Origin of the sequence: Arthrobacter sp. UNCCL28 (genome assembly GCF_900102805.1) — a bacterium.
In the GTDB taxonomy this organism is placed as follows: domain Bacteria; phylum Actinomycetota; class Actinomycetes; order Actinomycetales; family Micrococcaceae; genus Arthrobacter; species Arthrobacter nicotinovorans_A.
This window is the reverse complement of record NZ_FMWE01000006.1, coordinates 40,952-58,513: the sequence shown is the minus strand read 5'-3', so window position 1 is coordinate 58,513 and position 17,562 is coordinate 40,952. Positions and strand designations below refer to the sequence as shown.

General features: G+C 63.6%; 12 protein-coding genes and 1 tRNA gene. 8 read left to right on the top strand and 5 right to left on the bottom strand.

From position 1 onward, the window contains the following. Positions 1-52 precede the first annotated feature (52 nt). Positions 53-2,281, bottom strand: coding sequence for a prolyl oligopeptidase family serine peptidase (locus BLQ01_RS16085; protein ID WP_091552843.1), 2,229 nt, complete (start codon positions 2,279-2,281; stop codon positions 53-55). A gap of 60 nt (positions 2,282-2,341) precedes the next feature. On the opposite strand from BLQ01_RS16085, the gene BLQ01_RS16080 reads away from it, so the two are divergent. Then, positions 2,342-4,291, top strand: coding sequence for an FAD/NAD(P)-binding protein (locus BLQ01_RS16080; RefSeq protein WP_091552842.1), 1,950 nt, complete (start codon positions 2,342-2,344; stop codon positions 4,289-4,291). A gap of 186 nt (positions 4,292-4,477) precedes the next feature. On the opposite strand, the gene BLQ01_RS16075 is transcribed toward BLQ01_RS16080, so the two are convergent. The 4 genes from BLQ01_RS16075 to BLQ01_RS16060 all read right to left on the bottom strand — a co-directional run bounded on the left by BLQ01_RS16075 (position 4,478) and on the right by BLQ01_RS16060 (position 11,031). Continuing rightward, entirely contained in the window at positions 4,478-9,019 is a 4,542-nt protein-coding gene (locus BLQ01_RS16075; protein ID WP_091552840.1) for an ExeM/NucH family extracellular endonuclease, read from the bottom strand. A 181-nt stretch (positions 9,020-9,200) separates the two neighbouring features. After that, positions 9,201-9,692: a septum formation family protein gene (locus tag BLQ01_RS16070; RefSeq protein WP_051420825.1), complete on the bottom strand. Its 492-nt coding sequence runs from the start codon at positions 9,690-9,692 to the stop codon at positions 9,201-9,203. A gap of 162 nt (positions 9,693-9,854) precedes the next feature. Then, positions 9,855-10,640: a VOC family protein gene (locus tag BLQ01_RS16065; RefSeq protein WP_091552838.1), complete on the bottom strand. Its 786-nt coding sequence runs from the start codon at positions 10,638-10,640 to the stop codon at positions 9,855-9,857. A 300-nt stretch (positions 10,641-10,940) separates the two neighbouring features. Beyond that, positions 10,941-11,031, bottom strand: a tRNA-Ser gene (locus BLQ01_RS16060). 102 nt (positions 11,032-11,133) lie between these two features. Here BLQ01_RS16060 and BLQ01_RS16055 point away from each other — a divergent pair. From BLQ01_RS16055 to BLQ01_RS16025, 7 genes are all read left to right on the top strand, one after another. Then, positions 11,134-12,117 (top strand): NAD(P)H-quinone oxidoreductase, encoded by a 984-nt coding sequence (locus tag BLQ01_RS16055; RefSeq protein WP_091552836.1) that lies wholly within the window; start codon positions 11,134-11,136, stop codon positions 12,115-12,117. A 31-nt stretch (positions 12,118-12,148) separates the two neighbouring features. After that, on the top strand, positions 12,149-12,700 hold the full coding sequence (locus tag BLQ01_RS16050; protein WP_091552834.1) for a PadR family transcriptional regulator: 552 nt from the start codon (positions 12,149-12,151) through the stop codon (positions 12,698-12,700). Positions 12,701-12,846: 146 nt separating this feature from the next. Continuing rightward, positions 12,847-15,117, top strand: coding sequence for a carbon starvation CstA family protein (locus BLQ01_RS16045; RefSeq protein WP_091552832.1), 2,271 nt, complete (start codon positions 12,847-12,849; stop codon positions 15,115-15,117). Beyond that, positions 15,117-15,308 carry a YbdD/YjiX family protein gene (locus BLQ01_RS16040; protein ID WP_026542189.1) on the top strand — a complete coding sequence of 64 codons (192 nt, stop codon included), beginning with the start codon at positions 15,117-15,119 and terminating at the stop codon, positions 15,306-15,308. The genes BLQ01_RS16045 and BLQ01_RS16040 overlap by 1 nt, the downstream gene beginning before the upstream one ends. An 84-nt stretch (positions 15,309-15,392) precedes the next feature. Beyond that, positions 15,393-16,049 (top strand): bacterial proteasome activator family protein, encoded by a 657-nt coding sequence (locus BLQ01_RS16035; protein ID WP_091552830.1) that lies wholly within the window; start codon positions 15,393-15,395, stop codon positions 16,047-16,049. 8 nt (positions 16,050-16,057) lie between these two features. Next, on the top strand, positions 16,058-16,501 hold the full coding sequence (locus BLQ01_RS16030; RefSeq protein ID WP_091552828.1) for a hypothetical protein: 444 nt from the start codon (positions 16,058-16,060) through the stop codon (positions 16,499-16,501). A 133-nt stretch (positions 16,502-16,634) separates the two neighbouring features. After that, positions 16,635-17,474, top strand: coding sequence for an aldo/keto reductase (locus BLQ01_RS16025; protein WP_091552826.1), 840 nt, complete (start codon positions 16,635-16,637; stop codon positions 17,472-17,474). The last annotated feature ends 88 nt before the right edge of the window (positions 17,475-17,562 follow it).

The following is a 17,562-nucleotide window of genomic DNA, read 5'->3' as shown; positions in this document are numbered from 1 at the left end:
CTCAGCAGGGAACCCCCGAAACGGGGAGGGCCTCTCCCACGAAATGGGAGGGTCAGTCGCTTCCAGCCAACGAACGCCACAGGAAGTGGTTGCTCCGCGCCTGCAACGCCGCGGCCTGCCTGTTGTCAGATGCGCCGGCGTGGCCACCTTCAAGGGCCTCGTGGAACCAGACGTTCGGGATGCCCATGGCCTGCATGCGGGCAGCCATCTTGCGGGCTTGGACGGGTCCCACCCGGTCATCGGAAGTGGCAGTCCAGATGAACGTCTCCGGGTACTCCACGCCATCGCGAAGGAGGTGGTACGGCGAGAAGGTTCGGATGAACTCCCATTGTGCGGGGACATCGGGGTCCCCGTATTCGGCAATCCATGAGTAACCGGCGGAGAGCTTGGTGTAACGGCGCATGTCCAGGAGGGGCACTCCGCAGGACACGGCACCGAACAGTTCGGGGTATTGGGTGAGCATGTTCCCCACCAGCAGTCCGCCATTGGAGCCGCCGACGCATCCCAGGCGTGCCCGGCTGGTGACCCCGCGGGAGATCAGGTCGCGGGCCACGGCAGCGAAGTCCTCATAGGCCCGGTGACGGTTTTCCTGGAGTGCAGCCCGGTGCCAGGAAGGTCCGTATTCGCCGCCGCCCCGGATGTTGGCCACAACATATACGCCGCCGCGCGAGTGTGGTCCGGCGCCGTCCCCAGCGGAAGGACCCGCAGTTCGCCGTTCAAGCCATGCACGGCCGATGGTTCCGCTGTAGGCCGGGGTCCGGGAGATTTCGAATCCGCCGTAGCCGGAGAGTTGGGTGGGGTTTTGGCCGTCGAGCACCAGATCCCTGGACGCTACCTGGAAGTACGGAACCTTCGTTCCATCCGCGGAGAGGGCAAAGTGCTGCTGGACCTCGTACGCGGCTTCGTTGAAGAACGACGGCGACCGCTTCACTTCCGCATGCCGGCTCACAACGCCGCCGGACTGCTTGTCCCCGGCGGTGGTGAGGGTTCCCCGGGTCAGGGTGGTGGGAGTGATGAAGCCGGTGGCCACCAGCCAGAAGTCATTGCCGGCAGCGCCTTGGTCTTCGTCATCCACGGCGTAGGCGTTGACGTCATGCAGGGGTGGGCAGGCGTCCAGGGGGGTGGACGCCCAGGCCCCTGCGGAGTCAACCGTGGAAGGGTCCAGTACCCGGATCTCGGAAGAAACGTCACGCAGGAGGTTCAGCAGCAGGTAGTCCTTGGTCCAGCTCCAGGACTGCAGCGAGGTCTGGGTATCCGGTGTGAACAGGACCAGCAGTGCACGGGATCCGGCCAGGTAGGACTCAAAATCGGCGGCCAGCAGCGATCCGGCAGGGTAGAGGGAACCGGACAGCTCCCAGTCTTTCTGCGGACGGAACAGCAACCAGTCGCGGTGTGCACTGATGTTGACGTCCGTGGGAACGTCGATTGCCACCCACGAGTCATCGCGCAGCAGCCAGGTGCTCCTGTTGTAGAAATCGATGTAGTCCACGGCGAAGGTGCGCTCGTAGCCGGGGGTTGAGTCGTGGGCCACCATGGCCAGCATATGGTCTTGGGGGATCTCGAAAAGTCGCTCCGCCTCGGCCAGCGTCTGGCCGCGTCGGAGCTTTACGCCGGTCCGGGCGTAGGAGGACGTCGTTGCAGGCAGCCCGTCCGCTGTGCTGGATACCAGCAAAGTGTCCGCATCGAGCCAGCTCACATTTCCCTTGGCGGTGGGGAGGTCGAAGCCGCCCTCCACAAAGGTGCGGGATTCGACGTCGAACTCGCGGTGCCGGTCCGCATCGCCGCCGTCGGGGGAGAGCGAGACCATGGCCAGCCGGTACTCCCCGCCGTCGGCCGGCCGGAGGAAGCCGGCGCCGTGGAAGACCCACTCCACGCCTTCGGCGGCGGAAAGAGCGTCGATGTCCAGCAGGACATCCCATTCCGGCTGCTCAGTGAGGTAGCTTTCCCAGGTGGTGCGGCGCCAGAGGCCTTTCGGGTGTTCCTGGTCTTTCCAGAAGTTGTAGTAGTAGTCCCCGCGTTTGGAAACCATGGCGATGCGGTCCGTTGAGTCGAGGACTTCCAGGATCCCGGCTTCAACAGCGGCGTACCCGGCGTCTTCGAGCAGTTCCTCGGTGCGGGCGTTCTGTTCACGGACCCACGCCAGCTGTTCTTCGCCGTGGATGTCCTCGAGCCAGACGTTCTCATCGGTGGGCTCAGGCGCGAGGTCTGCGGCATGGCGCGGCCCGGAGGTAGTGGTGCCCGTCCCGGGAAGTGGCGTCTGATCAGCTTCTGTGGTGGTCATCGCCCCATCCAAGCAACAGTGTTCGACTGGAAGCAAGTCACACAGAAGTTAGGCTTGAGCGTGGCTAAATCGCAAACCATCCGTGTTGCCCTGGTAGGGGCCGGCCCCAGGGGCACCAGTGTCCTTGAGCGGCTGCTTGCGAATTGGGCTGCAACCACACCAGAGGGATCACGCCTCCAGATCGATGTGGTGGATCCCTTTCCTGCCGGTTCGGGCCACGTGTGGCAGCCGGAGCAGTCGCGCCTGTACCTGATGAACACCCAATCGTTTTATCCGACGCTCATCCCCGAAGACCCGCAGCTGGCTGAGCCCTTGGCAGGTGGTTCCTTCGACCAATGGCGTGAGGCCCGGCGTCGTGTTGGCGAGGGACTCAACGAGGCCGAAAAGGCGGAGCTGGCCACGCTGGAATCGCGCGACTTCCCCAGCCGCGCCCTGTACGGCAGGTACCTCCGCCAGACTTTGGCGGGCGTGCTGGAACGGCTGCCCGACGGCGTCGAAGTCACCTTCCATCAAACGCTCGCCGTTGCTGCGCGGCCGGTAAGCCGCGGCACGCAGGACGGATTCGACGTCGAACTCGCCAACGGCGACACCCTCACCGTCGGCTCGCTGGTCCTCGCGCTGGGGCACATTGAGTCCCGCCTGAATCCGGAGCAGCGTTCTTTCCAGCGCGCAGCCGAGGACCAGGGCCTGCTGTATTTCCCGCCTGCCCCGCCGGCGGATGTGGACTGGCAGGGGGTGCCGGACAACGAGCCTGTACTGGTCCGCGGCATGGGCCTGAATTTCTTTGACGTCATGGGCCAGTTGACGGAAGGCCGGGGCGGGAAGTTTGTTGAGGCCGGTGCCCCGGGAGCCGGGGTTCTGGAGTACCGGGCGTCGGGGAGGGAACCCAAAATCATCGCAGCTTCCCGCCGCGGCACGCCGTACCGGGCCAAGGCGGGCCTTGATGGCTACTATCCGGCCAGCGTCACCATGAGGTACCTGACCGAAGATGCCGTGGATGTTTTCCGGGCAGCAGGAATCCAGCCTGGTTTTGACCATGATCTGTGGCCGCTGCTGCACCGCGACGCTTTGTGGGCCTACTATTCAACCCTGGCCCGTTCCCAGCCCGCGGCCATCAAGGACCCCGCGCAGTTCCTGGCCGATCTTGAGGATGCGCTCCAGGTCCACGCCCATACCACCACGCATTGGGAAAGCAGCGTGGGCGACCTCGTCGAAAAACACGTTGTCCCCTCACGCCGCTTGAATCTCCGGGGGCTGGCCGCACCGCTCGCGGGACGGACTTTTGCCTCCCGGCACGAGCTGGACCTTGCCATCACGGCCTATTTGGATGACGATGCCCGGCGCTCCGCCCTGGGCGAGGCAGACCCCGTCAAGATGGCCATCGGAGCGCTCCACACCGGCCGGGCCATCCTCAAATCGGTGGTGGCCGATGGCGGCATCACTGACGAATCATGGCTCTCCGGCTTGCGGGGCTGGTTCGAGTCCTTCGTGGAAGGACTGGCCAGCGGAGCCCCTGCGCTGCGTTCGGAGCAGTTGGCAGCTTTGGCGCGTGCCGGCGTCGTGAGTTTTGTCGGTCCGGATCCGAAGTTCAGCGTGGACCGGTCCGCCAAGGTTTTCCGGGCCGCCTCGCCGTGGGTGCATGACGCCCCGGTGGAAGCCCCCACCCTCATTGAGGCGATGTCGCCGGCGAACCGGGTGGCCATGAATGTTTCCCCCCTGCTGGAGCAGATGCTCGCCGATGGCCTGGTACGCCCCAAGATCATGATGGGTGGTGAGGGTGCGCCCGTGCAGACCACCGGACTGGACGTGGAGCCACATCCCTACAGGCCATTGGCCGCGAATGGTTCCATTACCCGGAACCTGTACGTCCTGGGCCTTCAGCTGTCCGCAACCCAGTGGGGCACTGCCATTGCTGCCGAGGCCCGGCCAAAGAAGGGTCCCGCCTACGCCAGCGGACAGCGGACCCTGCGCGATGCCGACGAGATCGCCCGAAGCATTCTGGGTTGCTGACGGCTTCAGGTTGTGGGGCACCCGCCCTTCAATGCGTGCGGTTCTCCGGATGGAATGTACCCCGCCACCAAGTAGCTGCCAAGCACAAGTAATTCCCAAGCAGAAGTATCTCCCAAGCACAAGGCAGGGCCCCTCACGACCAAGATCGTGAGGGGCCCTGCCTTTATTGTTCATGCCCGGAAGCGGTTAGCCCCTCAGGCACCTCTGGTACTCCAACCAGGCGAGCCCATACCTGAGCCAGCCCACGATGTCGTACCACTTGGAGGGTTTGGTGGGTGCGGTGCACTGGGGCGGGTTCGGGCCGGTCGCGGCAACCTTCACGAGTGCCTTCACCACGGTCCCGCTTTCGACGGCGGTCAGCACCACGGTGCCGGTACCTGCGGCCGCCGCTGTGGGAACCTTGAGGTCCACGGTGGCCGCCCCTGCTGTTACCGGCACGGATCCGAGGGCCAACGTGGCACCCTTGCTGTCAACAAAGACTGCGTTCAGTGTTGCGTTGGCTGGGCTGCCGATCGAGGTGAGGTTCAGCTTGGAGACAGCCAGCGTGATGGATCCGCCTGCTTTGACCTCTGCTGCGGTGGAGTTCACCACGGCGACGGAACGGCGGGCGAAGTCCGGCGACACAGGCTTGTGCCCCTGCAGATACTTGATCCACGCATCACGGTCCACCAGCCCGGTGTCCTTCGTGTTGCTCCCCTCCTTAAAGACCCGGAAGTTGTCACCACCGGTAGCCAGGAAGCTGAAGGTGCCGATCCTGTACTGCTTGGCGGGGTCGATCACGGCGCCGTTCACCCAAATGCCCGTAATCCGGTCTCCGGCAGCGCGTGCGGCGTCGTAGGTGTAATTGACGTTCTTGGACAGACCCAACTGCTGGTAGGGGCGGCTGGGTACGGTTCCGTCAGGGTTTGTCTGCCACTGCTGCTCAAGAAGGGTCTTGAACTGTGCACCCGTCAGGGAGGTGGTCCACAGGTTGTTCACGAACGGCAGGACCGCATTGGCCTCGGCGTAGGTGATGATGCCGTCCGGCGCGTAGTAGAGCTCGTTGCGCAGGCCGCCGGGGTTGACGACGCCGATCTCCGCGGCTCCCAGTTCTGGCGCCTTGAGCGTATCCACCAGGGAGTCCGCCACCAGGTTGCCCAGCGTGGACTCGTTCGCGCGATCATCGCGCTTAGGGGCCCCGCCGGCAGGATCGGGAGTGAACGCCGTGGTGATATCAGCAGTGACTGCGCCTACTGGCTGGTTGCCAATTTCCGCTGCCTGGGCCAGTGCCTTGTCCACGATCGTCTTTACCGCGGCAACCCGTGGGTAGGCAGCCACCAAGGCCTCCGCGGTTTCGGTGGTCCGGTCCACCACGGCTGCCTTGTAAGCAGTCACAGCTTTGCTTGCGGTATCCACCGTGAGCGTCACGCTGCCCACATTCTCGCCGTAGTTGCCGGTCTGAACGATGGGGCGGGTCTTGCCGGTCGGCTGGCCGTTGGAGTCCAGTACCGGGGCGTCCCAGGCGTATTCCTTATGCGTGTGGCCGGTGAAGATCGCCGCCACGTCCGGAGTGGTTTCGTTGACCAGTTTGGCGAACGGGCCACCCGCTGCGATTTCCTGCTCCAACGTGGCACCCTCAGGGGTCCCGGAAGCCGCGCCGTCGTGGTTTTCCACGATGATGAGGTCGGCGAGGTTGCCGGCCTTGATCTTGGCCGCCACCCGGTTGATGGCCTCCACAGGATCGCCGAATTCGAGGTCCGCGATTCCGGCCGGGGTAACCAGGGAGGGAACTTCCTGGGTGACCGTGCCAATGACGGCCACCTTCATCCCGTTCATGTCCAGGACCTTGTACTCCGGCAGGACCGGTGTGGTGGTGCCTTTCTGGTAGACGTTGGCTCCGAGGTAGGCGAACTTCGCGTTGGCGCCTCCAGCGACGACGCGGTCGCGCAGGTCCGGCCAACCGCCGTCGAACTCGTGGTTGCCCACAGCAGAGGCCTGCAGTTCCAAAGCGTTCAGGACGTCAATGGTGGGCTGGTCCTTTGCCACCGCAGAGGCGAAGAGTGAGGCTCCGATGTTGTCACCGGCCGATATGAAGGCCGTAGCGCCGGGAGCGGCCGCCGCCCTGAGCTTTTCGACCGTTCCGGCAAAAAGCACCGTGTTGGTGTCGATGCGTCCGTGGAAGTCGTTGATCCCCAGGAACTGCAGGTCAACACTTGCCGGTGCGTCCGTGGCCAGGTTCAGGCCCACCACCACGGGGTCGTGGTCGCTGGCCCGGAACTCGTCCGCGGCGTAGTGGTTGGTCACATTGTTGTTATACCTGCTGTACTCCAGTGCGACGGACTCCACGGAGTTGATATTCCAGATGTCGGTGCCGGTGACCACCTTGTGGGCGGCCGGGGAGGCGAGGATGTGGTCCAAAGAACCCACCATGCCGCCAAAGAGGTACGAGTGCTTGCCGGTGCCTGCCTCAAGGTCGGTGTACCCGGCTCCGGTGAGGACGTTGATGGGGTCTTCCTTGGCGTAGGCATTGAAGTCACCGATCAGGAAGACCTTATCGGTGCCCTTTGAGGCCTGGAGTTCCTTGGAGAAAGCGAGCAATGATTCGGCCTGCTTGGTACGGGCGATGTTCGAGGCACCCTGGCCCTTGTCGGTATCGTCCGCGGTGGCGGCCGAGCCCTTGGACTTGAAGTGGTTCACGATCGCGATGAACTTCTTGTCATCGGCTCCGCCCACCGGCTTGAAAACCTGCGCGAGGGGCTTGCGGGCGCTGGCGAATGCCACGGTGTCGTTGTGGATGACTGACTCGCCCACAGGCTCCGCCACGGACTTCTTGAAGATGAATGCGGTCCGGATCATGTCCTCATCGCTCAACGGCGGAGCGTTTGCGGGAGTGCGCACGTAGTCCCACACCCCAGGTGTCTTGACGTTGAGCGCGTCCACCAGCTTGGACAGGGCGTCATCACGGTTCTTGCCGAACTGAGCCGAGTTCTCGATTTCCTCAAGGGACACGACGTCGGCACCCGACTTGGTGATGGCCGCTACGATTTTGTCCTGCTGGCGCTCAAAGTTCTCTGCGTTGGCAGCGCCGCGTGCATTGCAGCCGTCCTTGACCGTGATCGGGTTGCCCTCGCGGTCAGTGTAGAAGTTGCAGCCCGTGAGCTGGTCCCCGGTGGTGGGGAAGTAGTTGAGCACGTTGAAGGAAGCCAACTTGAGGTTGCCGCCAACATCGGACGGACCGTCGGGCCGGCTGGCGGTGAAGCCGGCCGGTTGGACGGACTCAGCGTTGGCCGGGCTCAAGGCAGCAAGGGGCTGGAATTTCCAGGAGTTGTTGCCGTAGCCCAGGATGACGTCCGTGCGGAACTGCGCGGCTGAACCGACGCGTACGGGATCTGTGGTTGTCAGGTACGGCAGGGCCTGGGCTTTGGTGGTGGCGTCCTTGAGGAAGTTGGTGGACGCGCCGTCGTCGAGCTTGATACCACGCAACGCGTTGTCCGCCACCACTGCCGCGTACTCGGCTGAGCCGTAAGCGGCCACAGCCGTGGGCTGCACCAGGGGCGACTTCCCGGCCGCGAGGCCGATTTCGCCGTACTGGTTCAAGGAGTAGTTGTCCGTGACGGTGAAGTCGCCCTGGGGTGCCACGAGCATGCCTTCGAGGCTTTCCCTGGCGGCCTCATTGGCCGGCAACGTGAACGGTGTGGACTTGACCTCGGGGGCGGCCTCAGCGAGCTTCTTCAAACCGGCAGCTTCAACCGTGAGCTGGGTCTGGTTGGCGAATTCGCTGACCACGCCTGTGAGTTCCAGATAGTCGCCTGCCTGGACTGTGGCGGCCGTTGACGGTGAGTAGATAAATACAGCGTCCGACGCCGGCCTGGCCGCCCCGGCGGTCCCGCCGCCGGTTCCGGGAGTCTGGACGTAGTAGCCGTTAAGGCCGCCCGTGGCATACACCGCGGTGACCTTGCCCCGGGTAGTGACCGTGCTGCCCACCAATGGGCTGGCCGTGCCGGTTCCCTGGACCTCGGCAATGGTCTTGACACCGGGCTCCGGGTCAGGGCCCGGGTCAACGGGCGGAGTTCCGCCGCCGTTGGAGGAAGTGGGGGTGATGGTGGCGCTGAGGCTGAAATCGGCCGCGTTGGAATTGGTGTCAACGCCGTTGGTGCGGTTCAGGCTCTTGACGTCCGAGTTGCCGGTGGGTGCAGTTACCGCAGCCGTTTCGAAAGTGTTGGAGGTGCCGTAGCCCAGAAGGTCGGCAATTGATGCGTTCTCTGTTACCGGGCCCGCAGGAAGCGGGTTAACGGCGGTGGCCTGCCGTGCCAGGACCAGCGTTCCGGTGGTTCCACTGGGGTTCAGTGTCCCGGTGGCCTGCACATCGGCCGTGGGAAGGGCCGGAGCTGTGGAGGTTCCGCTGTTGGTGGCGCCCTGGACCAGGAAATAGCCCTTGGCGGGGATACTGCCGGTCAGCGGGGTGATCCCCGTGGGAGCAGCGGTGGCAGTGCCGGACCGGTACTGCAGCGACCATCCCGCCAGACTGACGGGAGAGTCGGAGGAGTTGTAGAGCTCCACGAATTTGTTCTTGTAGGCGGCACCGGCGCTGCCACCGCTGAGGTAGGCCTCGTTGATGACCACCGGCGACCCGCCGGCAGACGCCGAGGGATCATCCGCTGCCATGGCCGGAGCGGCTGTCAGCGGGGCCGCAAGCAACCCCGCCGACAGGACCGATCCTGCCAGTACTTTCCAATGTTGTTGGTGCATCCGCTCTAACTTTCATTAGGGGGCCCTGTGGGGCCCTTTGGACGACGCCCACGCTCTTGTGAAGTGGGCGTTGTTCCGGAAGTTACTCCGGGGTAAACCTGTTGCTCGGGCATAGCAGAACACGGTGGAATGAATGGGAGGTGGACCGGGGGTGGCCGGACGGTTCCTTGGATCACAAGGACTATTTGGCGGCGCCCTTGAGTGACCCGGTGGTGGCGGCTCCGGACGCTCCGCCGACCAGGCAGACGATTTCGCGGTCGCCGTTTTTCCAGGAATCACTGGTGGGGTGCAGGAAGGTGACCTCCAGCTCGGATTCGTCGAACGGCAAGCCAACGAAGGTGGTGAATTGGGCACCGCAGTACTTTTCGGCCTCGGCACCGACTTCCGTGTCGCCGGGGAACGTTGAGGCGTCCATATTGGTTACCCCGTAGGCCTCAAGGTCGTGGCTCTGATCGCACGGAATGATGGTGACATCCACAACTTCCTGGCTGTCCGGATTGGCGATGCAGTCGCCAAGTTTGACCTTGAAGGCATCGGCCTTGGACGATTCCGTGGGCTTTCCTGATTCGTCCCGTTTGGCATCGCCGCTGCTTATCAACGAACAGCCCGCCAGCGCGATCGATGCCATGCCAAGTGCGGCGGCAGTCTTCAGGCCTCGTGAAAAGTGGTGCATATGGGTCCTCGTTCCCGAAATGATCACAGGCGCCAGGCCTATGGTCGGCAGTGAGGGACCAGACAAGGACCCACGCCGGCGGATCCCCCAACGCCGGCAATGAGCGGATCCGGCCAGCCGCCCCTGGGTAGGAGGCAGACGGCCGGGCCCAATGGGTTAAATCTAGACGGTTTGGCCCAGGTCCTGAATGACCTTGAAGACAGCGCCCGTGGGGTCCTGGAGAGTGGCCAAACGGCCAAAGGGCGTGTCCTCGGCGGGCTGCGTGATGGTTGCACCCAAGGCTGTGGCTTGTTCCACGGCGGCGTCCGTGTCCTCAACGGCGAAATAGACGCTCCACATGGAAGGGACCTGTTCCGGGAGGAAACCGGAGGCATCCATAATGCCCGCCTTGGCCTCGTCCCCGGCGCCAAGGGTGGTGTACCTGAACTCCGGGGTATCGCTCATGACATCCGTGTTCCACCCGAAGACCTTCTGGTAGAACGTGACCGCGGCGTCGTAGTCCTTGGAAAGGAGTTCATGCCAGGCGGGAGCACCGGCCTCAGCCGCGAGCTCGTAGCCAGTCATTTCACCGAACTCCCAAGCGCCGATCGAGGCACCTGAGGCATCGCCGTACATGGCCATGCTGCCCTGTTCCGGGACCTCCATGGGTTCCAGGTAAACCTGTCCGCCATTGGCAGCTGCTGCCTCGGTGGTTGCCTTGATGTCGTCTGTGCGCAGGTAAGTGGACCACACGTCCGGCATGGCGCCCATGTCAGCCTGCTTGGCCATAATGCCTGCCACCATCCGGCCTTCTTTGAGTGCCGTGATGTAGCCGCCGTACTTTTCCTCGTCCCCGGTCTCGTACGTCCACCCGAACAGCGCGTTGTAGAACGTCTTCGCTTTCTCGGTGTCAGACGTCATCAGATCAATCCAGCAGGGTGCGCCGGGAGTGATGTCAGGCTTAGGCATGGGTCAGGCTCCTGTTGTCTTTCCGCGGCGGAAGCTACGGCATATGTCAGTGGTGTGGAGACAGACAGAACACTATGCGGGGGGTCAGACAGTTTCAATGATCTTCCGGGAGCCAGTTCCCGCTTCCGGGTTTCGCCGCCCTTGTAAGGGCCTTGGAAGGGCCTTGTAAGGGCCTTGTAAGGGCCCGCAAAGACGCCCGCACGCGGCCTGCGAAGGGCCCGCAGACGGCCCGGACACCCGGAAGAAAAGTGCTCCGAGGGCACAAAAATGCCCCGGGTCCTGGGACCCGGGGCACCTGCTTGGCGGAAGGTAAGGGATTTGAACCCTTGGTACGGGGTTACCGCACACTGGTTTTCAAGACCAGCTCCTTAGGCCGCTCGGACAACCTTCCTCGCCTAGTAGTGTTTCATAGGGAGTTGGCTGTTCCAAAACATCACGTCCTCCAACCCCTGCCCCGGGGGCCCGAGGACCAGCAAGAAACCGGGAGTTCGTCATGAAAGCCGTCTACATCCCAGAGCCAGGCGGGCCCGAAGTCCTCGAAATCCGCGAGGTCCCTGCGCCCGTGCCGGGCACCGGCGAGGTGCTCATCGACGTCGTCGCTGCCGGCCTGAACCGTGCCGATGTCCAGCAGCGGCGCGGCTTCTATCCGCCGCCACCGGGAGCTTCGGAGATCCCCGGCCTTGAAGTCTCCGGACGCATCGCAGCCTTTGGACCAGGAGTCACCAAGGCATTCTCCGTGGGAGACAAGGTCGTGGCGCTGCTCTCCGGCGGTGGCTACGCCCAGCAGGTGGCCGTTCCCGCTGAGCAAGTGCTGCGAATTCCCGACGGCGTGGACCTGATTACTGCCGCTGCCCTGCCCGAAGTGGCCGCGACCGTTTACTCAAACCTCATCATGACCGCTCAGCTGCAGCCCGGGGAGACGGTACTTATCCATGGTGCCACCGGAGGCATCGGCACCATGGCCATCCAGTTGGCCAAAGCGCACGGCGCAACAGTGGCCACCACCGCTGGAACGGACGAGAAGGTGGGAACCGCCAAGGCTTTCCTGGGTGCGGACATCGCCATCAACTACACCGAAGAGGACTTCGCCCAAAGCCTCAAGGCACAAAACGGGGGCAAAGGCGCGGACGTGATCCTCGACGTCGTGGGTGCCAAGTACCTCCAGCAGAACATTGAGGCGCTCGCCGACTACGGCCGGCTCATCGTCATCGGCCTCCAGGGCGGGACCACGGCCGAGATTAACCTGGGACAACTCCTCAGCAAGCGTGCTGCGGTGATTGGCACAGCGCTTCGGCCGCGCCCGGTGGCGGAAAAGGGCATCATCATGTCCGCCGTCCGCGAGTCCGTGTGGCCGATGCTCACCGATGGCAGGATCAAGCCCCTGGTAGCCAAGTCCTTCCCGCTGGACCAAGTCCGTGAAGCCCACCGGTATTTTGATTCCGGTGAGCATGTGGGCAAGGTCCTGCTGCTTCTCTGACCTGTCCGTCCAATCCGCAGCGAGGAGCTTTATGTCCATCCGGCACAGCCTGCTGGCCCTGCTCCAGGACCAGCCCCGGTACGGCTATGAGCTCAGGGTCGAATTCGAAGACCGGACCGGCGCCGCCTGGCCGCTGAACATCGGGCAGGTCTACACCACCCTGGACCGCCTTGAGCGCGATGGCCTGGTCAGTAAAGACGGCGACGACGGCGGTGGCCACGTCATCTACAGCATCACTGACGCCGGGGCTGAGGAAGTGGTGGCTTGGTTTGCAGGCGCCGTGGAGCGCGGCACTCCAGCGCGAAACGAGGTGGCCATCAAGCTGGCCCTTGCCGTGACCTTGCCTGGTGTTGATACATCCGCTGTGATCCAGTCCCAGCGGGAGGTCTCCGTCAGGGCGCTGCAGGAGCATACGCAAGCGAGGAAGTCAGTGACCACCAATCAGCGCGCTGTGGATACTGCCGGACTCCTGGTCCTCGACTCGTTGATTTTCCAGGCCGAAGCCGAAGTGCGCTGGCTGGACCTGTGCGAGGCGCGCATGGTGCAGGCCCAAGGACGTCCGGGGGAGTCCGGCGCCAGCTAAGGACCGTTCGTCGCACCATTGATACCGCTCGTCGCAACAGCATCGGTGTTCCGGTGGGTTTTGTCCCTCCAAGGGGTACCTCATTGCTAGCTTGCCCGTGACACGCGCCCGTGCCACGGCAGCGCAGTGGTTCTCAAGGAGGAGATATGGCCAAGGTTCCTGACAAGACCGGACCCGCGGAAGGACTGGACCCCACACTTCCTTCGCCGGCCGTTGACGACGCCGCACGGGAGGCCGAAGAGCGGAACTGGACTCCGGCCAAGATCGGGCTGTGGATAGCAATTTCGTTGCTGGGTGCGGTGGCATGGTTCATGCTGGCGCTGGTCCGGGGCGAAACCGTGAATGCGATCTGGTTCGTTTTCGCCGCGGTATGCACCTACCTGATCGGCTACCGGTTCTATTCCAAGGTCATTGAGCGCTACTTGCTCAAGCCCGATGACCGGCGCGCCACTCCTGCCGAATACAAGGCCGATGGCAAGGACTACGTCCGCACTGACCGCAACGTGCTCTTTGGTCACCACTTCGCCGCCATTGCCGGCGCAGGTCCGCTGGTGGGACCCGTCATCGCAGCCCAGATGGGGTACCTGCCAGGCACTATCTGGATCATCATCGGCGTCGTTCTTGCCGGCGCAGTCCAGGACTACCTGGTCATGTTCTTCTCCATGCGCCGCGGCGGCCGTTCCCTCGGCCAGATGGCACGTGAAGAGCTGGGCGTCATTGGCGGAACGGCGGCCCTGGTAGCCACGCTGCTGATCATGATCATCATTGTGGCCATCCTGGCGCTTGTGGTGGTCAACGCCTTGGGAGAGAGCCCCTGGGGCGTCTTCTCCGTGGGGATGACCATCCCCATCGCGCTGTTCATGGGTGTCTACCTGCGCTTCATCCGGCCCGGCAAGGTGATGGAAGTGTCCATCATCGGCTTTGTCCTGCTCATGGCTGCCATCATTGGCGGCGGGGCAGTGGCCGGAACCGAATGGGGTGCGGCCTTCTTCCACCTGGACAAGGTCACCATCGCCTGGGGCATCATCGTTTACGGCTTCATTGCCGCCATCTTGCCGGTCTGGCTGCTCCTGGCGCCGCGTGATTACCTCTCCACCTTCATGAAGATCGGCGTGATCGTGATGCTCGCCCTCGCCATCATCGTGGTGCGGCCCGAAATCAACGTCCCGGCGTTCAGCGAGTTCGCCAGCCGCGAGAACGGTCCGGTCTTCTCCGGTGCGCTCTTCCCGTTCCTGTTCGTCACCATCGCCTGTGGTGCCTTGTCAGGCTTCCACGCCCTCATTTCTTCCGGCACCACGCCCAAGTTGATCGAGAAGGAACGGCAGACCCGTTTCATTGGCTACGGCGGCATGCTGATGGAATCCTTCGTGGCCATCATGGCCCTGGTGGCTGCCATTTCGATCGACCGTGGCATCTATTTCGCCATGAACGCACCCCTTGCGCTCACCGGCGGAACGGTCGAATCCGCGGCGCAATGGGTGAACAGCCTCGGCCTGGCCAACGTGAACATCACTCCCGACGTCCTGGCCCAGACAGCCAAGGACGTGGGCGAGGAAAGCATTATCTCCCGTTCCGGCGGCGCACCCACCTTGGCGGTGGGCCTGGCGCACATCATGCAGCAGTTCATCGGCGGGCCCGGCATGATGGCCTTCTGGTACCACTTCGCCATCATGTTCGAAGCGTTGTTCATCCTCACCGCAGTGGACGCCGGCACGCGTGTTGCCCGCTTCATGCTGCAGGACTCCATCGGCAACTTTGTTCCCAAGTTCAAGGAAGCCTCCTGGCGTCCCGGTGCCTGGCTGTGCACCGCCATCATGGTGGCAGCCTGGGGCGCGGTGCTGATCATGGGCGTGACGGATCCGCTGGGCGGCATCAACACCTTGTTCCCGCTGTTCGGGATTGCCAACCAGCTCCTGGCCGCAATCGCTTTGGCCGTGTGCATGGCCATCACGGCCAAGAGGGGAGTGTTCAAGTGGTTGTGGATCGTTGCTGTGCCGCTGGCCTTTGCCGCAGTGGTGACCATCACGGCCAGCTTCCACAAGATCTTCTCGCCGGTTCCGGCAGTCGGTTACTTCGCCAACAACCAGGCGTTCTCCAAGGCCCTGGCTGATGGCAAGACGGAGTTTGGCACCGCCAAGACCGTGGCCGCCATGGAGGCGGTGGTCCGGAACACCATGATCCAGGGCGTGTTGTCGGTCATCTTCGTGACCCTGAGCATCATCGTGATCGTGGCGGCCCTGCTGGCAACCGTCAAGGCCATTCGTGCCGGTGGCGGACAGGACCATGAAGACCCCGCCGTGCCCTCCAGGGTGTATGCGCCCGCGGGCTTGATTCCCACAGCCGCGGAGAAGGCACTGCTGGCCGAGTGGAATGCCCTGCCTGCGGAGAAGCGAACGCAACCAGCCGGACACCACTGATGAACGCCGTGGCCAAAGGGCTCCGCGGGTTCGCTGCGTACATGGGCTCACTCATGGGGGCGGATGCGTACCGGAAGTACCTTGAACACTTCAACGCCAGTGGTCACGCCGGTCCCGCCATGACCGAGCGTGAGTTCTGGCGGGACCGCATGGACCGGCAGGACAGCAACCCCCAGGGGCGGTGCTGCTGAGCGGAAACCAGGTTTCGCTACGAACGAAGTCCAAATTGAGGGACCGGACGGCGGTTCCGGGGAACCCCATGAGAGTATGAACGAATGAGCGATCTGAACAACATTCAGCCCACGGATGACGCTTCGGATGACACCCCCGTGGAGGGAACCATGCTGGAAGAGGGCCTTGAGACGTCCCCTGCTCAGCAATCGGGCGGGGGAGAGTCCGGGAAGACTGCCAAGCCCAAGGGTGGGAATCTTCACGAACTTGTTGACGAGCCGGCCAAGGTCATGAGGATCGGGACCATGGTCCGCCAGCTCTTGGAGGAAGTTAAGGCCGCTCCTTTGGATGACGCTGCCCGTGGGCGCCTCGCCGAAATCCACGAGCGCTCCATCAAGGAACTCGAGGACGGGCTCGCGCCCGAACTTATTGAGGAGCTGGAGCGCATCAGCTTGCCTTTCCCTGATGAAAAGGCGCCCTCGGATGCTGAGCTGCGTATCGCCCAGGCGCAACTGGTTGGCTGGTTGGAGGGCTTGTTCCACGGCATTCAAGCGGCGATCGCGGCCCAGCAGGCTGCCAAGGAACATGCCGCGGCACAGATGCAGCTTCGTCAGCTCCCGCCGGGGACCATGATCGCTCCGGGGATTGTCATCGGCGAGAATGGCCAGCCGCAGCGCGCCGCTGCCCCGGGAGCTCCCGGGGCTGCTCCCCAGCAAGGCCGGCCGGAAGACCCCGATCACGGTCCGGGTCAGTACCTCTGAGCTCCCGGGTGGGTTTCTTTGGGGCAGTCCGCCAAGGACGTAAAGACGATCTGGAGCTTGGCAAGGGGTTGTGGCGCCGTGCGCACGACCGCTTCCACCGTGGCCTGGATCGGTACCACCAGGTCCTCGAGGGCGTCGATGACGAGCAGCTCTACAACGAGCTTGTGGAGATCGCGAACGAGCTCGCGGAGTTGTCGCCCCGTGTCAGGACCATTTGCGTGGAGGCGCAGAGGCGCTCGCCCAGTGATGGGCTGGATGTCCCCGGGGCTCTGGCGGGAGTACACCGGGCGTTGTCGAAAGCCGGAAATTCCCTCGCCACCACTGCCGAGGCTGCTGCCATGTTGAGGTTGGCGGTGGGGCCTGTTCCAGTGGGTGCGCTCTCCGTCCGGCGGCGTGCGGAGTCAGTTTTCGAGCAGGTTGCTGATGCGGAGCGTCTGCTCGCTGCGGAGTAGGCCGGAGAAATAAGCAGCGCGTGCGCAACTACAAGCGTGCGCCGATATTCCTCAGGTGCAAGAAGTTAAGCGCATAGCTTATATGCGTAACAAACCGAGCTTTTGGGAGCTTCTTGCTGGCAGGATGGCAAACATGACTTCGTCACCAACACTTACTTTCAACGACGGCAACACCATCCCCCAGCTCGGCTACGGGGTGTGGCAAGTTGAAGACGATGTAGCCGAAAAGGTAGTACGCCAGGCGTTCGACGCCGGGTTCCGCCACATCGATACCGCCAAGATCTACGGCAACGAGGCAGGCGTCGGCCGCGCCATTGCTTCCTCCGGCCTCTCAGCCGAGGACATCTTCATTACCACCAAGCTGTGGAACGCCGACCAAGGCTACGATTCCACCCTGGCTGCCTTCGAGGAGTCCATGGACCGCCTCGGCCTCGAGACGCTGGACCTGTACCTGATCCACTGGCAGCAGCCCAAGCAGGAAAAGTACGTTGACACCTGGAAGGCCCTCATCGAGCTCAAGAAGCGCGGCCGGGTCAAGTCCATCGGTGTCTCCAACTTCACCAAGGAAGGCCTGCAGCACATCATCGATGAAACCGGCGTTGTTCCGGCCATCAACCAGGTGGAGCTTCACCCCTTCTTCAACCAGGCCGAGCTTCGCGAATTCAACGCGTCCAAGGGCATCCTGACCCAGGCCTGGTCCCCGCTGGGACAGGGTGGCGAGCTGCTCGAAAGCGCCACGGTTGCTGAGATTGCCGCCAAGCACCAGGCAACCCCCGCCCAGGTGGTCATCGCCTGGCACCTGGCCATCGGCAACGTGGTCATTCCCAAGTCCGTCACCGAGTCCCGCATCCAGGAGAACTTCGCGGCGCTCAATGTCACGCTGGACGCCACGGACATCGAGGCCATCAACGGTCTTGACCGCGGTGCCGAAGGACGCATTGGACCCGACCCGGCAGTCTCCGACTTCGCCTAGAGCCGAAGCCTGGTCATCAGTGCCCCGTCCCCCTCGCCGGGGGCGGGGCACTTGCCGTTAACGCACGACGCCGGCACTCGGCGTCGTG

Excerpts from the sequence above, each read along its gene's own strand:
- BLQ01_RS16085 (WP_091552843.1), bottom strand. The coding sequence starts at position 2,281 with ATGACCACCACAGAAGCTGATCAGACGCCACTTCCCGGGACGGGCACC.
- BLQ01_RS16075 (WP_091552840.1), bottom strand. The coding sequence starts at position 9,019 with ATGCACCAACAACATTGGAAAGTACTGGCAGGATCGGTCCTGTCGGCG.
- BLQ01_RS16070 (WP_051420825.1), bottom strand. The coding sequence starts at position 9,692 with ATGCACCACTTTTCACGAGGCCTGAAGACTGCCGCCGCACTTGGCATG.
- BLQ01_RS16065 (WP_091552838.1), bottom strand. The coding sequence starts at position 10,640 with ATGCCTAAGCCTGACATCACTCCCGGCGCACCCTGCTGGATTGATCTG.
- BLQ01_RS16055 (WP_091552836.1), top strand. The coding sequence starts at position 11,134 with ATGAAAGCCGTCTACATCCCAGAGCCAGGCGGGCCCGAAGTCCTCGAA.
- BLQ01_RS16050 (WP_091552834.1), top strand. The coding sequence starts at position 12,149 with ATGTCCATCCGGCACAGCCTGCTGGCCCTGCTCCAGGACCAGCCCCGG.
- BLQ01_RS16045 (WP_091552832.1), top strand. The coding sequence starts at position 12,847 with ATGGCCAAGGTTCCTGACAAGACCGGACCCGCGGAAGGACTGGACCCC.
- BLQ01_RS16040 (WP_026542189.1), top strand. The coding sequence starts at position 15,117 with ATGAACGCCGTGGCCAAAGGGCTCCGCGGGTTCGCTGCGTACATGGGC.
- BLQ01_RS16035 (WP_091552830.1), top strand. The coding sequence starts at position 15,393 with ATGAGCGATCTGAACAACATTCAGCCCACGGATGACGCTTCGGATGAC.
- BLQ01_RS16025 (WP_091552826.1), top strand. The coding sequence starts at position 16,635 with ATGACTTCGTCACCAACACTTACTTTCAACGACGGCAACACCATCCCC.